Below are 14,614 nucleotides of genomic sequence, written 5' to 3' on the forward strand. Positions count from 1 at the left end.
GAACGGAGCAGTGGTGATGGCAGTACCGACCGTGACCGCAGGAGCGCTGCCGCGCCGGTACGGACCCCGGCACCGGTGGGTCGTGCTGGCCGTGGGCGTCGGGGCGCAGGGCAGCTTCTCGGCGATGTTCTCCGGCATCCCGGTCACCGGCGTCTCGATGCGGGCGGGCTACCACCTGTCCACGGGCGCGCTCGGCCTGGCGCTGGCCTGTCTCGGGCTCGGCGTGGCGGTCTCCGACATCGTCTGGGGCCTGCTGACCGACCGCTTCGGCGACCGGCGCGTCCTGCTCACCGGCCTGACGTCCACCGGCGTGCTGCTGGTGGTGATGGCCACGGCCGTCACCCCGGCGGACGGGGCGGGGACGGTGCTGCTGGCGGTGTGCCTGACCATCGCGGGCGCGCTCGGCGGCAGCGTCAACGGCGCGTCGGGGCGCGCGGTCATGACCTGGTTCGGGGAGGGGGAGCGGGGGTTCGCGATGAGCGTGCGCCAGACGGCGATCCCGGCGGGGGGCGCGGTCGGGGTGGCGCTGCTGCCCTGGCTGGCGCAGGCGTACGGCTTCCGCGCCGTCTACGCCGTTCCCGCCGCCTTCTGCCTGCTCGCCGCCGCCGCCACCTGGCGCTGGCTGCACGAACCCACCCCGCAGCCGCCCATCCCGCCCGCCCCCGTCGTCACGGAGAGCGCCGTCCAGAGGTCACCGCTGCGGCGATGGGACGTGTGGCGGCTCGCTCTGGCCGGCGCCCTGCTCACCGTCCCCCAGTTCGCCGTGCTCACCTTCACCGCGATCTTCCTGCACGACGTCAAGGGCGCGGGCGCGGCCCTGGCCGGTCTCACCGTGCTGATCGCCCAGCTGGGCGGCGGCGCGGCCCGCATCTGGACCGGCCGCCGCACCGACCGCGCCGGGGACAGCAGCGGCGCCCGCCGCACCTGCCTGCGCCGCATCGGCGTCCTGGCCGGGATCGCGATGGCCGGGGCGGCGGTGCTCACCGACGCCCCCACTCCGCTCACCGTCGCCGCCCTGGCCCTCGGCGGCCTGCTGGCCAACGCCTGGCACGGCGTGGCCTACACCGAGATCGCCGCGATGTCCGGCGCGGGCCGCGCGGGGACGGCCCTGGGCCTGATCGGGACCACGCTGTTCGCCATGGCCTTCCTCACCCCGCTGCTCATCCCCGTCGTGCTCGCCCACGCCTCCTGGGCCGCGGTGTGGGGCCTGGCCGCGGCCGCCTCGCTCGCCGCCGTCCCCCTCGCGCCGGCCGCGCTCAGAGCGCGTTGATGTCGGCGGGGCCGAGGAACCGCTTGGGGGCGCCCCGTTCGGCCACCGTGATCATCGCCTGGCCGATCCGCTCGGTCGTGGTGATCCCCGCGCCGAACAGCCGCCGCAGCACCGGGTAGAACGGCCGCACCACCACGTAGGCCAGCCGGTAGAAGCGGGTGCGCGAGGCGACGCCGTACATCGGCTGGATGTAGCCGGGCCGGAACATGTACGCCTCCAGGGGCAGCTCCAGCAGGGCGTTCTCGGTCTCGCCCTTCACCCGCGCCCACATGGCCCGGCCCTGGGCGTCGGTGCCCACGCCGGACACGTACACGAACGTCGAGCCGGGGTTGAGCCGCGCCAGCGTCCGGCCGGCCGAGAGCGTGAAGTCGTACGTGACGCGCCGGTAGTCGCGCTCCTTCATGCCCGCCGACGAGACCCCGAGACAGAAGAAGCACGCGTCGTAACCGCGCAGCTCGTCCTCGATCGCGGACAGGTCGAGCAGGTCGTCGTGGCGCAGCTCGCGCAGCTTGCCATGCGTGACCCCCGTCACGGCCCGGCCGACCGTGAGCACAGCCGTGACCCGGTCGTCGAGCAGGCACTCCCTGAGCACCCCGCGCCCGACCATCCCGGTCGCCCCGAACAAGATCACTCGCATCTCGGCACCTCTCCAGAGCAAGCGTAAGGCGGCGCCGGATCAGGTCAGGTCACGCAGCGCTTCGCGCAGCCGGGCGCGGGCCAGTGCCGGGATGGACAGGCCGCGGGCGGAGATGCCGATCGCCCACTGCGTGCCGGGCACGACCGCGCCCGCGCACGCCACCTCCTCCCTGAACTGCCCGTACTCCTCCACCACCTGACCGGGCCGCAAGCGCGCCAGTTCCTCCTCGACGTCCTCGACGCTGGTGGGGGTGGCGGCGGTGAAGCGGCGCAGGCCGTACTCGGTGAGGATGCCCTGCCGGATCCGCGGCGGCAGCGACAGCAGCAGCGCCTTGCCGAGCGCGGTGGCGTGCGGGGCCGTCTCCAGACCCGCCTGGAGGTCCTCCAGCCACGGCGAGCGCGGCCCCTCCGCCACGTCCACCACCACCAGCCGCGCGTCGGTGAGCTGCGCCAGGTAGGCGGTGTGGCCGGACTCGGCGGCGAGCTGCCGCAGCACCTCCGCCGCCCGGGGCGGGCGCTCGAACGCCTCCAGCATCTCGTGGAACCGCTCGGCCACCTTCGAGCCGATCATGTAGTCGCCGTCGGGCCGCCGGTGCAGATAACCCTCGTAGCAGAGAGTGCGGACCAGATGGTAGGACGTGGACAGGTTGAGGCCGCACCGGCGGGCTATCACCTTGACCGACAGCGGCCGGTCGGCCCGCGAGACCTCCTCCAGCACGCGCAGGGCGCGCGAGACGCTGCGGATCAGATCGCTGGGTTCATCGTCGGTCATCCTCCAAGCATGTTCGTCATTTGAAAAACGGACGCCTACCCCAGGCGGCACACCCGTCCGACGATGAGGTCATGCCGGAGATACCACGGTGGGCCGGTCAGGCGCTGCCCGGGGTCTACGACCCGTGCCGCCAGCTCACCGACCAGGCCAAACGCAAGATCCTCGGTGAGAACCTGCTACGGCTGCATGGCCTTGGTCCTGTGCACCGCCTGTAGCAGCCCGACGGCCAGCAGCCCCGCGACCGTGGCCGAGCCGCCGTAGGAGACGAACGGCAGCGGCACGCCCACGACCGGCACGAGCCCCAGGGTCATGCCCACATTCATGAACGTCTGGCAGGCCAGCCACGACACCAGCGCCCCCGCCAGCACGGTCCCGTACGGCGACGCGCTGCGCCGCGCGATCGACAACCCCCGCCACAGCAGCGCGAACACGGCCAGCACGATCAGCGCCGCGCCGGCGAAGCCGAGCTCCTCGCCGGCCACGGTGAAGATGAAGTCGGTGTGCTGCTCGGGCACGAAATGCCCGGCCGTCTGCTCGCCGTTGAACAGCCCCTTGCCGTACAGGCCGCCGGAGCCGATCGCGATGCGCGCCTGGGCCGCGTTGTACCCGACGCCGCCCGGATCGGCCCCGGGGTCGGCCAGCACGAGCAGCCGCTGCACCTGGTACGGCCGCACCAGCCCGAGCCGCCACGCCGCCACCCCCGCGCCCGCCGCCCCCAGGACGAGCACCAGCAGCCACCGCTTGGGCGCCCCCGACACCAGCAGCGCCCCCGCCACCATGGCCGCGAACACCACCATCGTGCCCAGGTCCGGCTGCAACCCGATCAGGGCGATGGGCACCGCGGCCAGCACCAGCGCCAGCAGCACCCCGCCGAACCCCGGCCGCCGCCGCCCGTCCAGCAGCTCACCCAGGGGCACCGCGAACGCCAGCGCCAGCGCCACCTTGGCGAACTCCGACGGCTGGAACTGCACCCCCGGCGCCAGCACGATCCACGAGTGGGCCCCGTTGACCCGCACCCCCAGCGGGCTCAGCACCCCGGCCAGCGACAGCAGCGCCAGCACGTACGCGAGAGGCACGTACGCCCGCAGCACCCGCAGGTCCACCCGCGAGACCAGCCACATCAGCACCAGCCCGGCCCCGGCGGACACCGCCTGCCGCACCAGCAGCCCGTGGTCGCCCTCCATCCGGGTGGCCGACCACACCAGCAGCAGCCCGGTCCCGGACAGGGCCAGCGCCAGCAGCGTCAGCACCCGGTCGGGCGGGCCGAGCGACGGCGCCCACACCAGCGGCCGCCTGCCGGACATCGTGATCATCGCCGCTCCCTCAGCCCGAGGATGCCCTCCCAGACCTCGCGGGCGGCCGGGGCGGCGCCCTCCGCGCCCCTGCCGCCCTGCGACAGCACGACGACCACCGTGTACGCGGGGTCGGGCGCGAACGAGGCGAACCAGGAGGTGTCCCGGTGCCCGAACGACTCCGCCGTCCCCGTCTTCCCCGCCACGGCGATCTTCCCGAACGGGAACCCCTTGAAGGCGCCTGCCGCCGTGCCTTCTCTGGGCACCTGGGCAAGGGCCTGCCGGATGAAGCGCAGCGTCTCAGGGGAGGCGGGCAGCCGCCCCGCCACCGGCGGCGTGATCGCCCGCGCCGTCGAGCCGTCGGGGCGCACGACGCGCAGGCCGACGCGCGGGCTGTGCAGGGTGCCGCCGTTGGCCACGGCCGCGTACGCCCGCGCCAGCTGCAACGGCGTGACCAGCACCCCGCCCTGCCCGATCGAGAAGTTGGCCGCGTCGCCGCCCCGCCACACGCCGCCGCCCCGGCAGTTCTCCCCGGCGATGGTGGTCAGGTAGGCCGCCCGCGCCCGGTCGGCCAGCTCCGGGTAGCCCTTGACGGCCCGGCGGCAGCTCTCCGCGCGGGTGGCCCGCCAGTGCGCCTTCTTCGACCTCGCGTCCGGCACCGCGCCCGCCGCCTCGCCTGGCAGGTCCACGCCGGTCGGCGCGCCGAAGCCGAACCCGCGGGCGGTCTCCTGCGGCACGTTCGAGCGGCGCTGCCACAGCTGGTCGGCCAGCCGGTAGAAGATCGTGTCGCACGACCGCACCAGCGCGCCGTGCATGGTCATCCGGCCCAGGTCGGCGTCGCCGAAGTTGCCGAAGGTACGGCCGCCGATCGGGTAACCGGCCGGGCAGTCGTAGGTGGCGCCCAGCGCGTACCCGGCGGACGCGGCCGCCGCCACCGAGGCCACCTTCCACGTCGAACCGGGCGCCCACTCGCCCTGCACAGCCTGCGACAGCAGCGGCAGCGCCCGGTACTCGGCGGCCGTCACGCCGTCGGTCCACACGCCCGGGTCGTACGAGGGCCGCCCGGCCAGCGCGACCACCCGGCCCGTCCCCGACTCCAGCACCACGGCCGCGCCCGACGTGCCGCCCGTGGCCCGCAGCCCCCGGCCGAGGGCCCGCTCGGCGATGGCCTGGATGCGGGAGTCGATGCTGGTCACGAGCGCGTTCCCGGGAACGGGCGGCACCTCCGTGACCGTCCGCGTGACCCGGCCGGTGTTGTCCACGGCCACGTCCCTGCGCCCGGCCCGCCCGGCCAGCTCCCGGTCGTAGACGCCTTCGAGCCCGTCGCGGCCCTCCACGCCCTGGACGTAGCCGAGGGTGTGGGCGGCCGAGGCGCCGGCCGGGTGCGCCCTGACCGGGCGCAGCTCCGTGCGCACGCCGGGGAAGTCCTGCTGACGCTCGCTGATCTGCAGCGCCGCCGGCACGCTCAGGGCCTCGGCGACGGGGATCGGCTCGTACGGCGAGCCCGGCCAGCACGGGCGCGGCACCGAGGGCCCGCATGAGCGCACCTTCTCCGCGATCTGCCGGTACGACCGTCCCAGCGCCTTACCCAGCCGGGTCAGCACCTCCCGCCCGCCGTCCGGCTGGTGGGCCAGCTCCACCGCGTCCACCGTGACCACCGGCCTGGTCCTGTTGGTCACCAGCGGCCGCCCGGCCACGTCGAGGATCGGCCCCCTGACGGCCGGCAGCGTCACGCTCCTGATCCGCACGTCGGCCGCCGCCTGCACGTACCGCTCCCCGTTGACCACCTGCAGGAACCACAGCCGTCCGAGCAGCGTGACCACCATCGCCGCGACGGCCAGCCGCAACACGAACAACCGCGCCCTAGACACGCCGCATCACCGTCTCGGCCGGATGTCGTCGCGCGAGCACCGCACCGACGGCGACGCCGAGACCCACCGTCCAGGCCAGTGTCAGCGGCAGCCCCGCCACCGCCGCCCGCCACGGCTCGTCCCCGAGCGCCACCGCGGCGGCGCTCTGCAGCAGCGGCCCCAGCAGAGCCCCCGCCCCCGCCGCCACCAGCGGCCTGCTCCCGCGCCACCACCCCACCAGCAGCCCGGTGACCGACAGCGCCAGCGCCGCGCGCCCCACCGTGCCGTCGGCGGGCGGCGTCACGTCGGCGGCCAGCCCGGCGACCAGCCCCGCCGCGCACCCCCAGACCGGCCCCCGGGCCACCGCCAGCCACACCACCGCCAGCGCCACCAGATCGGGCCCACCCCACGGCGACCGATTGACCAGCAGCACCTGCAACAACGGCGCCGCCAGCACCAACATCACCAGCCCCACGGCTCACCGCTCCGGTTCCGGCACGAGGACCGTGACGAGGCCCAGCGCGGAGAGCCGGGCGGCGGGGCGTACGAGCGCCGTGCGGGTGGCCGCGCCCGGCACCCGTTCGATCGTGGTGACCGCGCCCACGGGCACCCCGGCCACGTACGGCCGCCCGCCCGCCGAGCCCAGCGTCTCCACCTGGTCGCCGGCCCGCAGCGGCGCGTCCGGATCGAACAGGCTGAGCCGCAGCAGCCCCTCGCCCGGCAGCCCCGTCACCACCCCCAGCTCACCCGACCCGGCCATCCGCACCCCCACGGAGGAGGCGGCGTCGGTGATCAGGGAGACCGAGGCGGTGCCGGCGCCGGCCCAGGTGACCTTGCCGACCAGGCCGTCGGCGTTCAGCACGGTCACGTCGCGCACGACCCCCGAGCCCGATCCGGCGTCGACGGTCACCCGCTGCCCCCGCCCGAACCCCACCACGTACGCGGCCACCCCACGCGACACGGAGACGCCGCGCGGCGGAGCGCTCACCGAACGGGCGCCTGTGGACAGCAGCTCGGCGCGCAGCGCGGCGTTCTCCCGCTCCAGCTCACGCAGCCGCCCGTCCCCGCCGAACGACCTGGTCACCGTGCCGGCCGCGCTCTCCGCGGCGCCGTACACGGCCGCGCCCGCCGCCCGCAGCGACGTCAGCGGCAGGAGCCAGCGGTCGGTCACGACCAGCAGGACCGCGGTGCCGAGCAGGAGCAGGACGAACGTCCGCCTCACCGGCGTGACCAGTCGGGCAGCAGCACGTCACGCATGGCCTGGAACCGCTCGACGCAGCGGCCCGCGCCCAGCGCGACCGAGTACAGCGGCTTGTCCACCACCCGGATCGGCATGCCGGTGGCCTCGCCCATGCGCTCGGCCAGGCCCCGTAACAGGGCGCCGCCGCCGGTCAGCACGATGCCGTTGTCCAGCAGGTCGCCGGCCAGCTCCGCCGGGCACTGGTCGAGCGTCGTCTGCACCGCGTCGATGATGGCCTGGACCTCGTCCTCGATGGCCTCGCTGATCTGCTCGGCGGTGATGGTCGCGGTCTTCGGCAGGCCGCTGACGAGGTCGCGCCCGCGTACGGGGGCGGAGGCGCGCGGCTCCAGCGACCGCGGCGCGGCGGTCTGGGCGGCGCTCTCCGGCTTCGGACGGGACCGGAACGGGTTCCAGCCGCGCGGCGCGGGCGGCTCGGGGGCCTCCTCGTCCGGAGCCTCGACCGGCGGGCCGTCCACCGGCAGCTCGCAGACCCCCACCCGGTGCCGGCCCTTCGGCTCGGGATCGGCGTCGCGGGCCGTCACGGGCGCCGGCCTGGCCATGCCGAGGTCGATCTTCAGCCGCTCCGCGGTGCGGTCGCCGAGCAGCAGCGCGTGCTCCTTCTTGATGTGGGTGATGATCGCCTCGTCCAGCTCGTCGCCGCCCACCCGCAGCGACTTGGCCACCACGACGCCGCTCATCGAGACGATGGCCACCTCCGTGGTGCCGCCGCCGATGTCGACGACCATGTTGCCGGTGGCCTCGCCGACCTTCAGCCCGGCGCCGATCGCCGCCGCCATCGGCTCCTCGATGATGTGCACCCGCCGCGCGCCCGCCTCGTACGCGGCCTCCTTGACCGCCCGCTGCTCGATCGAGGTGGTGCCGCTCGGGACCGCCACCACGATGCGGGGCTTGGCGAGGAACCTGCTGGGATGCGCCTTCTGGATGAACATGCGCAGCATCCGCTCCGCCGCGTCGAGGTCCGCGATCACGCCGTCCTTGAGCGGCCTGATCGTGGCGATGTGCGGGGGAGTGCGGCCCATCATGCGCTTGGCCGGCCTGCCGACCGCGACGACGGTGTTCTTGTGCAGGTTGATCGCGATGACGGAGGGCTCGTTCAGCACGATGCCCTTCCTGCGGACGTACACGAGCGTGTTGGCCGTGCCGAGATCGACCGCTATGTCATGACCGAGAAGAGCCCATGCGAACGCCATACCGCACAGCCTTTCGACCGGGAAGGGCAGGGGGACACTACCCGCTGTGGCGCTGCCCTCGCCGATCTGCCCACAAACGCGATAAATCTGTACCTGTTGTCGTTTGCGCAGGTCATCCGGGGTCGGGCAGATGCGCGCGCCGGTCCGTACGGCGGCGCGCGGCACCTCCCCGATGACGGGATGGGCTATCGCTCACCGGGCGGTGCGCCAGCTCTGCTCCTCCACCAGCTCGACACTGCGCCAGCCGCTGTCGGTGCGGCGCAGGCGGTGGTGGTAGTAGCCGCCGCCGTGCAGGAAGCCCTCGGTGCGGGCGGCGACCAGCTCGCGCGTCGGGGCCAGGGTGTCGGTGAACGGGGCGCTCACCCGGGCCTCGCCGTCCAGGAAGTCGATCCGCGCCGCGCCGATCAGGTGCAGGCGGGCCGGCCAGTGCGCCAGCACCTCGGCCAGCCAGACCTTGACCTCGTCCCGCGTGCCCTTGATGCCCCCTGACGAGCTGTAGTCGATCGACGCGTCCGGCGTGAACACCTCGTCGAGCAGGTCCCACTGGCCGGAGTCGATCGCGAAGGTGTAGCGGGCCAGCAGGCCGGTGATCTCTAATCGGTCGGCGATCTCCTGAGTCTTCATGAGCTGATCGTCGCGCCCGGCGGGCCGGATGACCAGATCGCCGGGCTCTCATGGGGGATCACGGAGCCGGCGGGCGGATCCCGACGAGCTTGACGAGGAAGCGTTCGACCTGCTCCTCCAGCGGCGGCCACGGGTGGTCGGGCTGGTGCAGGCGCATCGAGACGGCTCCGTGTACGGCCGCGCGCAGGTCGAGCGCGACGGTGGCGGCGTCGTCGGCGGGGGCGCGGCCGGCGTCCATGCAGCGCTGGACGGCGGCGGTGGTGCGCTCGGCCAGGCGCCGCTTGAACGGCATCTCGGCCCGCTCGTTGAGCGCGCTCTCGTGCAGCACCTTGTACAGGCCGGGATGCCGGTGCGCCCAGGCGCCCAGCACCAGGGTGCGGGCGCGGAGCCGGGCCACCGGGTCGTCCGAGGCGGCCTCGGCGTCGTCGACGGCTCGGGTCAGCTCCTCGTGACAGCGGTCGAGCACGGCGAGCACGAGGGCGTCGCGGTCGGCGAAGTGCAGGTAGACCGAGGTCGCGGCGCTGCCGACGGCGCGGGCCACGGCGCGCATCGACAGGGCCTCGTCGTCGCCGAGCTCGTCGAGCAGCCGGGTGGCCGCCTCGACGATGTCCTCCCGCAGCCGCTCGCCCTGGCCTCTCCGGTTGCGCCCGCGCGCCTGGCGGTCGCTCGACGCAGTGGTGCTCATGCCCGCATTGTATCCCGACACTCGTAGCGCTACAGTCGTAGCGCTACAGTCGTTCAGTCATAGGAGCTCTCGCATGCCCACCGTCGCGTCGAACAAGCAGACCGTCCTCGACTTCTACGAGGCCGCCTTCAACGAAAAGGACTTCGACACCGTCGCCGAGCTCGTCGGCGACAACTACACCCAGCACAACCCGCAGATCGCCGACGGCCCCGACGGCCTCCAGGCGCGCCTGCGCCACCTCAAGGAGACCTTCCCGGCGCTCAGGCTCGAAGTCAGACGCCTGCTCGCCGAGGACGATTACGTCGTCGGGCACGTGTACGCGGTCCGCGAGCCCGGGCAGCGGGGCACGGCGATCATGGACATCTTCCGGCTCGAGGACGGCAAGCTGATCGAGCACTGGGACGTCATGCAGGAGATCCCTGCGGAAGCCCTGAACCCGAACGGAATGTTCTAACGGCGACCCGGCCCGCGACCCGCACCTGAGGTCGGCCACCTGGGCGTCCGGACGCGTCGCTGAGCCTGCTGCTCGTCAGCCGCGTCTGAGGCCGGTCAGCCGCGCGTCCGGGACCCGGACCGTGACCGGGGCGCAGGGGGCACAGAAGTAGTCGCGGCCGAACGCGAACTCCACGGCTCCTGGGGCCAGGTTGACCAGCAGCCGGTCGCTGTCCAGGCTCACGGTCCTGGGCACGTGCCCCTTGGGCATCAGCGGCCGCAGCGCGCCGGCCAGTTGCCGCCGTCCGGCGGGGGTGAAGGCGGCGGGGACGAACAGATCACGCACCTCCAGCACCCGCCCCTCGGCCCGCCCGTAGGTGACGGCCCGGCCCACCTCACCGGACAACGCATAACGCACGGAAACGACCCCGGCATCGTTGCGCACCACCGTGTAACCACCGGTCACGAGTCCAGTCGTCGGACCGGGCGTCGGACCGGGCGTCGTGCCGGGCGTCGTGCCGATTGTGAGGCCAGTCCAGGGGTCGTTTGTAGGGTCGGCCGTCGTGCCGGTTGTCGGGCCAGCCTTTGGACCGGCCGCTTGGCCGGTTGCCGGAGCGGGGGTGGGGCCAGTCCTGGGGTCGGTTGTCCCACTGGTTCCCGGGCTGGTCGCTGGGGCGGGATCGCGTGAGGGGTCCTCCCGGTGCCGCCGCAGCAACTCCTCGACGTGCGCGCGTAGCGGCGCCACCAGGGCCGCACCGACCCGAGCAGCGTCGGGTCCGCCCGCGACCACCGGGTAGGAGATCTCGACCGTGAGCCCCGGCGCCCGCGTCCGCCACGTCGCCGTCGTGATCGTGAGCGGTACACCGGCCGGGGCCCTCCGTACCAGCGGCACCGCCGTCACCAGCAGCAGCACCGCGCCCGCAACCACCAGCACCCTGCGCCGCCCCACGAGGAGCGGCCCCGCCACCACCCCCGCGACCGCGAACAGCCCCGCCACCAGCCCCAGCAGCAGCCCAGCCGGAGTGGCCAACCCCGCCGCCATGCCCGCGACCACGGACGCGCCCCACACGGCCGCCCAGACCGCCCACCGCCGCTCCCGCAGGTTCACCCTCATCAGCGACACGAAGACCAGCCCCGCGAGCAGCACCAGGTAGGCCGCGCACGTCAGAGCGTCGGCCACCGGCCCCACCAACGACGGCACCGGAAAGCCCAGCCCGCCGGCTGCGCCGAGCCCGCCGGCCGTGCTGACCTCGCTGCCTGCGCTGAGTGTCGTGCCCGTGCTGAGCCTGTGCGCCGAGCCAGCCCCCATCAGGGATACCGACGGCATCAGCGCGCCGGCCAGCACCAGGGGCACCAGTGCGCCCGCAGTCGCCATGCCCGCGATCACCCCGCGCTCACGCCGGGAAGGCACGTGGTCGCGCGTCCGATCCCGCCACGCCCGGTAGCGTTCGGTCGCCTGTTCCCAGGTCTGCTCGTTCTCCAGGTCAACGATCTTGGCGAACCTCGACACCCCGACCTGTGAGTGCACGATGAACAGCAGCGCCGCGAACACCGGCACGACGAACGCGGCGAACTCCGTCGCCTGTGCCGCGGGGGAGATCCCCACCGGCTCCTCCCCGGTCACGGCCCGGCCGATCACGCCGCCCACGGTCCAGGCCAGTGCGGTGGCCAGCGCCAGTGCCCCCACCAGCACCACGTAGGAGGAGGCGGGAAACAGCCGCACGAGCTGGCCCCGTACCGCGACGTAGACCAGCCCGGCCGTCGCCACCGCGAACACCGCCGTCGTCGCCCACGACCACACCACCGCTGTCGCGCCCAGCACCGGATCCGGCGGGGAGAGCAGTGCGAGCGCCCGCACCATCGCGGGCGTCTCGGCGTCGAACGTGCGCCGCGTCAGCACCGGGAAGCGGGACGTGACGGCCAGGCAGAAGTACGTCAGCGCGAGCGCGGCCCCCGCCACCAGCAGCGCCCACCGCCGGTCCGTGCGCACCGGATCCGGCTCGCCCGCCGGCGCCCGCCGCAGCGGCGGCACCGCCTGCACGCCGGCCGCGGCCAGCGCCAGCACCAGCGGCGGCAGGGCCACCTGGACGGGCTCGGCCACCAGCACCGCGCCCAGATCGGCGGCGTACTCGGCGATCCAGGCCGGGTTCAGCGGCGCGGCCAGCAGCCGTTCCCGCATGCCGAGGTCGATGGCGACGACGGCCGCGTACACGACGGGCGCCACCGACGCCGAGATCCACGCCAGCACGAACGCCCGCCCAGGACGCCCCTCCACGGGTAAGCGGCGCCGCAGCGTGCCCTCCACGTACCCGGCCGCGATGCTCGCCAGGACCACCGCCACCTGGGTGAAGTAGCTCAGGGACAGCGGCAGCCAGGCCATCAGGGGCTGCCGGTCACGCACCAGCACGCTCCACACCACCGCCCACCCGGCCACCAGACACGGCAGCACCCAGGAGCGAGGGTGAAAGGCCAGCCGCCGCGCGGACCCGGAGGACCGCTCCCGGACCCGGGGCGCCCTCTTGCGGCCGGTGGCCGACGAGCCTTTGGCCGCTGCTCCCTTGCGGCCGGTGGCCGGTGTCGCTTTGCGGCCCGAGGCCGACGGTTCCTTGGCGGGAGTCGCCTTACGGCCGGTGGCAGGCGTCTTTTTGGCCGGTGTGGCCCTGCGCGGGGTGGCGGGCGTCTCCTTGCCGGGTGTCCCTTTACGGGTGGTGGTGTTCTCGGCGGACGCCGGGTCCTGCTCGTCCTCGGGAACGGACGGGCCGTCGCCGGCCGGGGCGGGAAGGAGGCGGGTGGCGGCCATCGTGAGCAGCGCGGCCAGCAGGGCGGTCGCCATCCCCCACGAGGCCGCGTACCGGGCGTACCCGTCGAACGGTACGCCGTGCCCCCGCGTCCACAGCAGCACCGCCAGCACCCCGGCGGGCCCGCCCGCCAGCCCCCAGCACACGAGCAGCCCGATCCGCGACGCACCGAACCCCGACCACCGGAAGGCGAGGTACGCCCCGCAGGTCAGCAGCACCGCGTACACCACCAAGGTCACCGCCGTGCCCGCCGCGAGCCCCTGTCCCAGCCCGGGGAAGACCAGTACGGACGCCACGGCCCGCCCGAGCAGGAAGCCGCCGACGGGCGGCAGCGCGCACAGGCCGCAGACACCGAGCGCGATGCCCGCGGCGGCGAGCAGGAAGGTGCGGGTCGTCTTCGCCACGCCCCGTCATGTGCCCGCCACGGAGCCGGGTGCGCACGCCGGTGACCGGGAAGTGGCTACGAAGTGAGCGCCTCCGCCTATCGCCGAGCCCGCGCCGAGAGCACCGGGAGAAAGCCGGACCCAGGCCGAAGGCGGAATCCAGAGAAGCCACGAGAAAAGGGAGGAAATGACAGAGCCCCGGCTCATCGGCCGGGGCTCTGAAAGATGGTGGACGATACTGGGATTGAACCAGTGACCTCTTCCGTGTCAGGGAAGCGCTCTCCCGCTGAGCTAATCGTCCTTGCAGAGGTGGCGACGGGATTTGAACCCGTGTGGACGGCTTTGCAGGCCGCTGCCTCGCCTCTCGGCCACGCCACCGAGCCGGAAGCTCCGAGCGGAAGACGGGATTCGAACCCGCGACCCTCACCTTGGCAAGGTGATGCTCTACCACTGAGCCACTTCCGCCTTCGCCCCGTTTCGCGCGGGGCGACGAGAGAACTCTAGCGAAAACTGGCCCAGTCCCCAAACTGGAATACGCGCGCCCAGGTCACGTGTGCCCGCCGTTTACGGTGATGCGCTGTCCGGTGACGAACGCGCCGTCCTCCGAGGCGAGGTACGCCACCGCCGCGGCCACGTCCTCCGGCGTGCCCATCCGGCCCAGCGGCACCTCGGCGACGTAGTCGCTCTCGTCCAGCCCCGCGTGCCGCTCGACCGGGATCCAGCCGGGCGCGACCACGTTGACCGTGATCCCGTACGGGCCCAGCTCCTTGGCCCACACCTCGGTGATCGCGTGCTGGGCGGCCTTGGCGGCGGTGTAGGCGGACATGCCGGGCAGCTTGCGGTTCACGATGTCGGAGCCGATCTGGATGACGCGCCCGCCGCCGCGCTCCTTCATGCCGGGCAGTACCGCCTGGACCAGCAGCGTCGGGCTCTTGACGAAGAAGGTGAGCTGGTCGAGGTGGTCCTGCCAGGTGAGGTCCGTGACCGGGACGGACGGCTGCGGGCCGGTCGCGTTGGCCACCAGGACCATCACGGGGCCCAGCCGCCCGGCGACGGCCGCGACCAGGCCGGCCACGGAGGACTCGTCCGTGACGTCGGCGGCGAACGTCTCGGCGGTGCCGCCCGCGGCGCGGATCTCGCCGGCCACCCGCTCGGCGCCGTCCCGGTCCCTGGAGTAGTTGACGGCGACGGCGAAGCCGTCCGCGGCCAGCCTGCGGGCGATCACGGTCCCGAGGCCACGCGAGGCGCCGGTCACGAGCGCGACGTTCGACGTCATAAGACCCGACTGTAGCCAGTGACGGGTCGCCGGCCGAAGCGCAGGTCCGCAGGCGAGGTCGGCGGGTCAGGGCTCCGGGGGCGGGGTCCGTACGGGGTGGCTCCGCGTTAGGTGTCCCGGGGGACTGGGTTCGGTATGCCCGCGC

The 14,614-nt window shown here is 73.8% G+C and carries 13 protein-coding genes and 3 tRNA genes; 2 read left to right on the top strand and 14 right to left on the bottom strand.

Going from position 1 to position 14,614, the window contains the following annotated elements:
- The first annotated feature begins 16 nt into the window (after positions 1-16).
- Positions 17-1,270 (top strand): MFS transporter, encoded by a 1,254-nt coding sequence (locus OIE67_RS11110; RefSeq protein WP_326639209.1) that lies wholly within the window; start codon positions 17-19, stop codon positions 1,268-1,270.
- On the opposite strand, the gene OIE67_RS11115 is transcribed toward OIE67_RS11110, so the two are convergent.
- The 9 genes from OIE67_RS11115 to OIE67_RS11155 all read right to left on the bottom strand — a co-directional run bounded on the left by OIE67_RS11115 (position 1,257) and on the right by OIE67_RS11155 (position 9,580).
- Positions 1,257-1,907, bottom strand: coding sequence for a Rossmann-fold NAD(P)-binding domain-containing protein (locus OIE67_RS11115; RefSeq protein ID WP_326639211.1), 651 nt, complete (start codon positions 1,905-1,907; stop codon positions 1,257-1,259). The genes OIE67_RS11110 and OIE67_RS11115 overlap by 14 nt on opposite strands.
- Positions 1,908-1,946: 39 nt before the next feature.
- On the bottom strand, positions 1,947-2,678 hold the full coding sequence (locus OIE67_RS11120; RefSeq protein ID WP_326639213.1) for an IclR family transcriptional regulator: 732 nt from the start codon (positions 2,676-2,678) through the stop codon (positions 1,947-1,949).
- A 176-nt stretch (positions 2,679-2,854) separates the two neighbouring features.
- Positions 2,855-3,991 carry a rod shape-determining protein RodA gene (gene rodA / locus OIE67_RS11125; protein WP_326639215.1) on the bottom strand — a complete coding sequence of 379 codons (1,137 nt, stop codon included), beginning with the start codon at positions 3,989-3,991 and terminating at the stop codon, positions 2,855-2,857.
- Positions 3,988-5,841: a penicillin-binding transpeptidase domain-containing protein gene (locus tag OIE67_RS11130; protein WP_326639217.1), complete on the bottom strand. Its 1,854-nt coding sequence runs from the start codon at positions 5,839-5,841 to the stop codon at positions 3,988-3,990. The genes rodA and OIE67_RS11130 overlap by 4 nt, the downstream gene beginning before the upstream one ends.
- A complete protein-coding gene (locus tag OIE67_RS11135) occupies positions 5,834-6,283 on the bottom strand; it encodes a rod shape-determining protein MreD (RefSeq protein WP_326639218.1) in 450 nt (149 codons plus the stop codon). The genes OIE67_RS11130 and OIE67_RS11135 overlap by 8 nt, the downstream gene beginning before the upstream one ends.
- Positions 6,284-6,298: 15 nt before the next feature.
- Complete coding sequence (gene mreC, locus OIE67_RS11140) at positions 6,299-7,042, bottom strand: rod shape-determining protein MreC (protein ID WP_326639219.1); 744 nt, start codon at positions 7,040-7,042, stop codon at positions 6,299-6,301.
- The gene (gene mreB / locus OIE67_RS11145) at positions 7,039-8,271 is read right to left on the bottom strand and encodes a rod shape-determining protein (RefSeq protein WP_326639221.1); all 1,233 of its coding nucleotides are present in this window, start codon (positions 8,269-8,271) and stop codon (positions 7,039-7,041) included. Before mreB ends, mreC begins: the two co-directional genes overlap by 4 nt.
- Positions 8,272-8,463: 192 nt before the next feature.
- Positions 8,464-8,895: a nuclear transport factor 2 family protein gene (locus OIE67_RS11150; RefSeq protein WP_326639223.1), complete on the bottom strand. Its 432-nt coding sequence runs from the start codon at positions 8,893-8,895 to the stop codon at positions 8,464-8,466.
- A gap of 58 nt (positions 8,896-8,953) precedes the next feature.
- Complete coding sequence (locus OIE67_RS11155; RefSeq protein ID WP_326639225.1) at positions 8,954-9,580, bottom strand: TetR/AcrR family transcriptional regulator; 627 nt, start codon at positions 9,578-9,580, stop codon at positions 8,954-8,956.
- Between the two features lie 73 nt (positions 9,581-9,653).
- Here OIE67_RS11155 and OIE67_RS11160 point away from each other — a divergent pair, with 73 nt between their 5' ends.
- Positions 9,654-10,034, top strand: coding sequence for a nuclear transport factor 2 family protein (locus OIE67_RS11160; RefSeq protein WP_326639227.1), 381 nt, complete (start codon positions 9,654-9,656; stop codon positions 10,032-10,034).
- Positions 10,035-10,109: 75 nt separating this feature from the next.
- Here the strand turns inward: OIE67_RS11160 and OIE67_RS11165 are convergent, their stop codons facing one another.
- From OIE67_RS11165 to OIE67_RS11185, 5 genes are all read right to left on the bottom strand, one after another.
- On the bottom strand, positions 10,110-13,214 hold the full coding sequence (locus OIE67_RS11165) for a hypothetical protein (RefSeq protein ID WP_326639229.1): 3,105 nt from the start codon (positions 13,212-13,214) through the stop codon (positions 10,110-10,112).
- 205 nt (positions 13,215-13,419) lie between these two features.
- Positions 13,420-13,494, bottom strand: a tRNA-Val gene (locus tag OIE67_RS11170).
- Between the two features lie 6 nt (positions 13,495-13,500).
- Positions 13,501-13,571 (bottom strand) — tRNA-Cys (locus tag OIE67_RS11175).
- A gap of 15 nt (positions 13,572-13,586) precedes the next feature.
- Positions 13,587-13,658 (bottom strand) — tRNA-Gly (locus tag OIE67_RS11180).
- An 82-nt stretch (positions 13,659-13,740) separates the two neighbouring features.
- The gene (locus OIE67_RS11185) at positions 13,741-14,469 is read right to left on the bottom strand and encodes an SDR family NAD(P)-dependent oxidoreductase (RefSeq protein WP_326639232.1); all 729 of its coding nucleotides are present in this window, start codon (positions 14,467-14,469) and stop codon (positions 13,741-13,743) included.
- Positions 14,470-14,614 lie beyond the last annotated feature (145 nt).

It is taken from the genome of Nonomuraea fuscirosea, from assembly GCF_035917475.1.
GTDB classification, from domain to species: Bacteria; Actinomycetota; Actinomycetes; order Streptosporangiales; family Streptosporangiaceae; genus Nonomuraea; species Nonomuraea fuscirosea.

Excerpts from the sequence above, each read along its gene's own strand:
- rodA (WP_326639215.1), bottom strand. The coding sequence starts at position 3,991 with ATGATCACGATGTCCGGCAGGCGGCCGCTGGTGTGGGCGCCGTCGCTC.
- mreB (WP_326639221.1), bottom strand. The coding sequence starts at position 8,271 with ATGGCGTTCGCATGGGCTCTTCTCGGTCATGACATAGCGGTCGATCTC.
- OIE67_RS11120 (WP_326639213.1), bottom strand. The coding sequence starts at position 2,678 with ATGACCGACGATGAACCCAGCGATCTGATCCGCAGCGTCTCGCGCGCC.
- OIE67_RS11110 (WP_326639209.1), top strand. The coding sequence starts at position 17 with ATGGCAGTACCGACCGTGACCGCAGGAGCGCTGCCGCGCCGGTACGGA.
- OIE67_RS11135 (WP_326639218.1), bottom strand. The coding sequence starts at position 6,283 with ATGTTGGTGCTGGCGGCGCCGTTGTTGCAGGTGCTGCTGGTCAATCGG.
- OIE67_RS11115 (WP_326639211.1), bottom strand. The coding sequence starts at position 1,907 with ATGCGAGTGATCTTGTTCGGGGCGACCGGGATGGTCGGGCGCGGGGTG.
- OIE67_RS11155 (WP_326639225.1), bottom strand. The coding sequence starts at position 9,580 with ATGAGCACCACTGCGTCGAGCGACCGCCAGGCGCGCGGGCGCAACCGG.
- OIE67_RS11150 (WP_326639223.1), bottom strand. The coding sequence starts at position 8,895 with ATGAAGACTCAGGAGATCGCCGACCGATTAGAGATCACCGGCCTGCTG.
- OIE67_RS11185 (WP_326639232.1), bottom strand. The coding sequence starts at position 14,469 with ATGACGTCGAACGTCGCGCTCGTGACCGGCGCCTCGCGTGGCCTCGGG.
- OIE67_RS11160 (WP_326639227.1), top strand. The coding sequence starts at position 9,654 with ATGCCCACCGTCGCGTCGAACAAGCAGACCGTCCTCGACTTCTACGAG.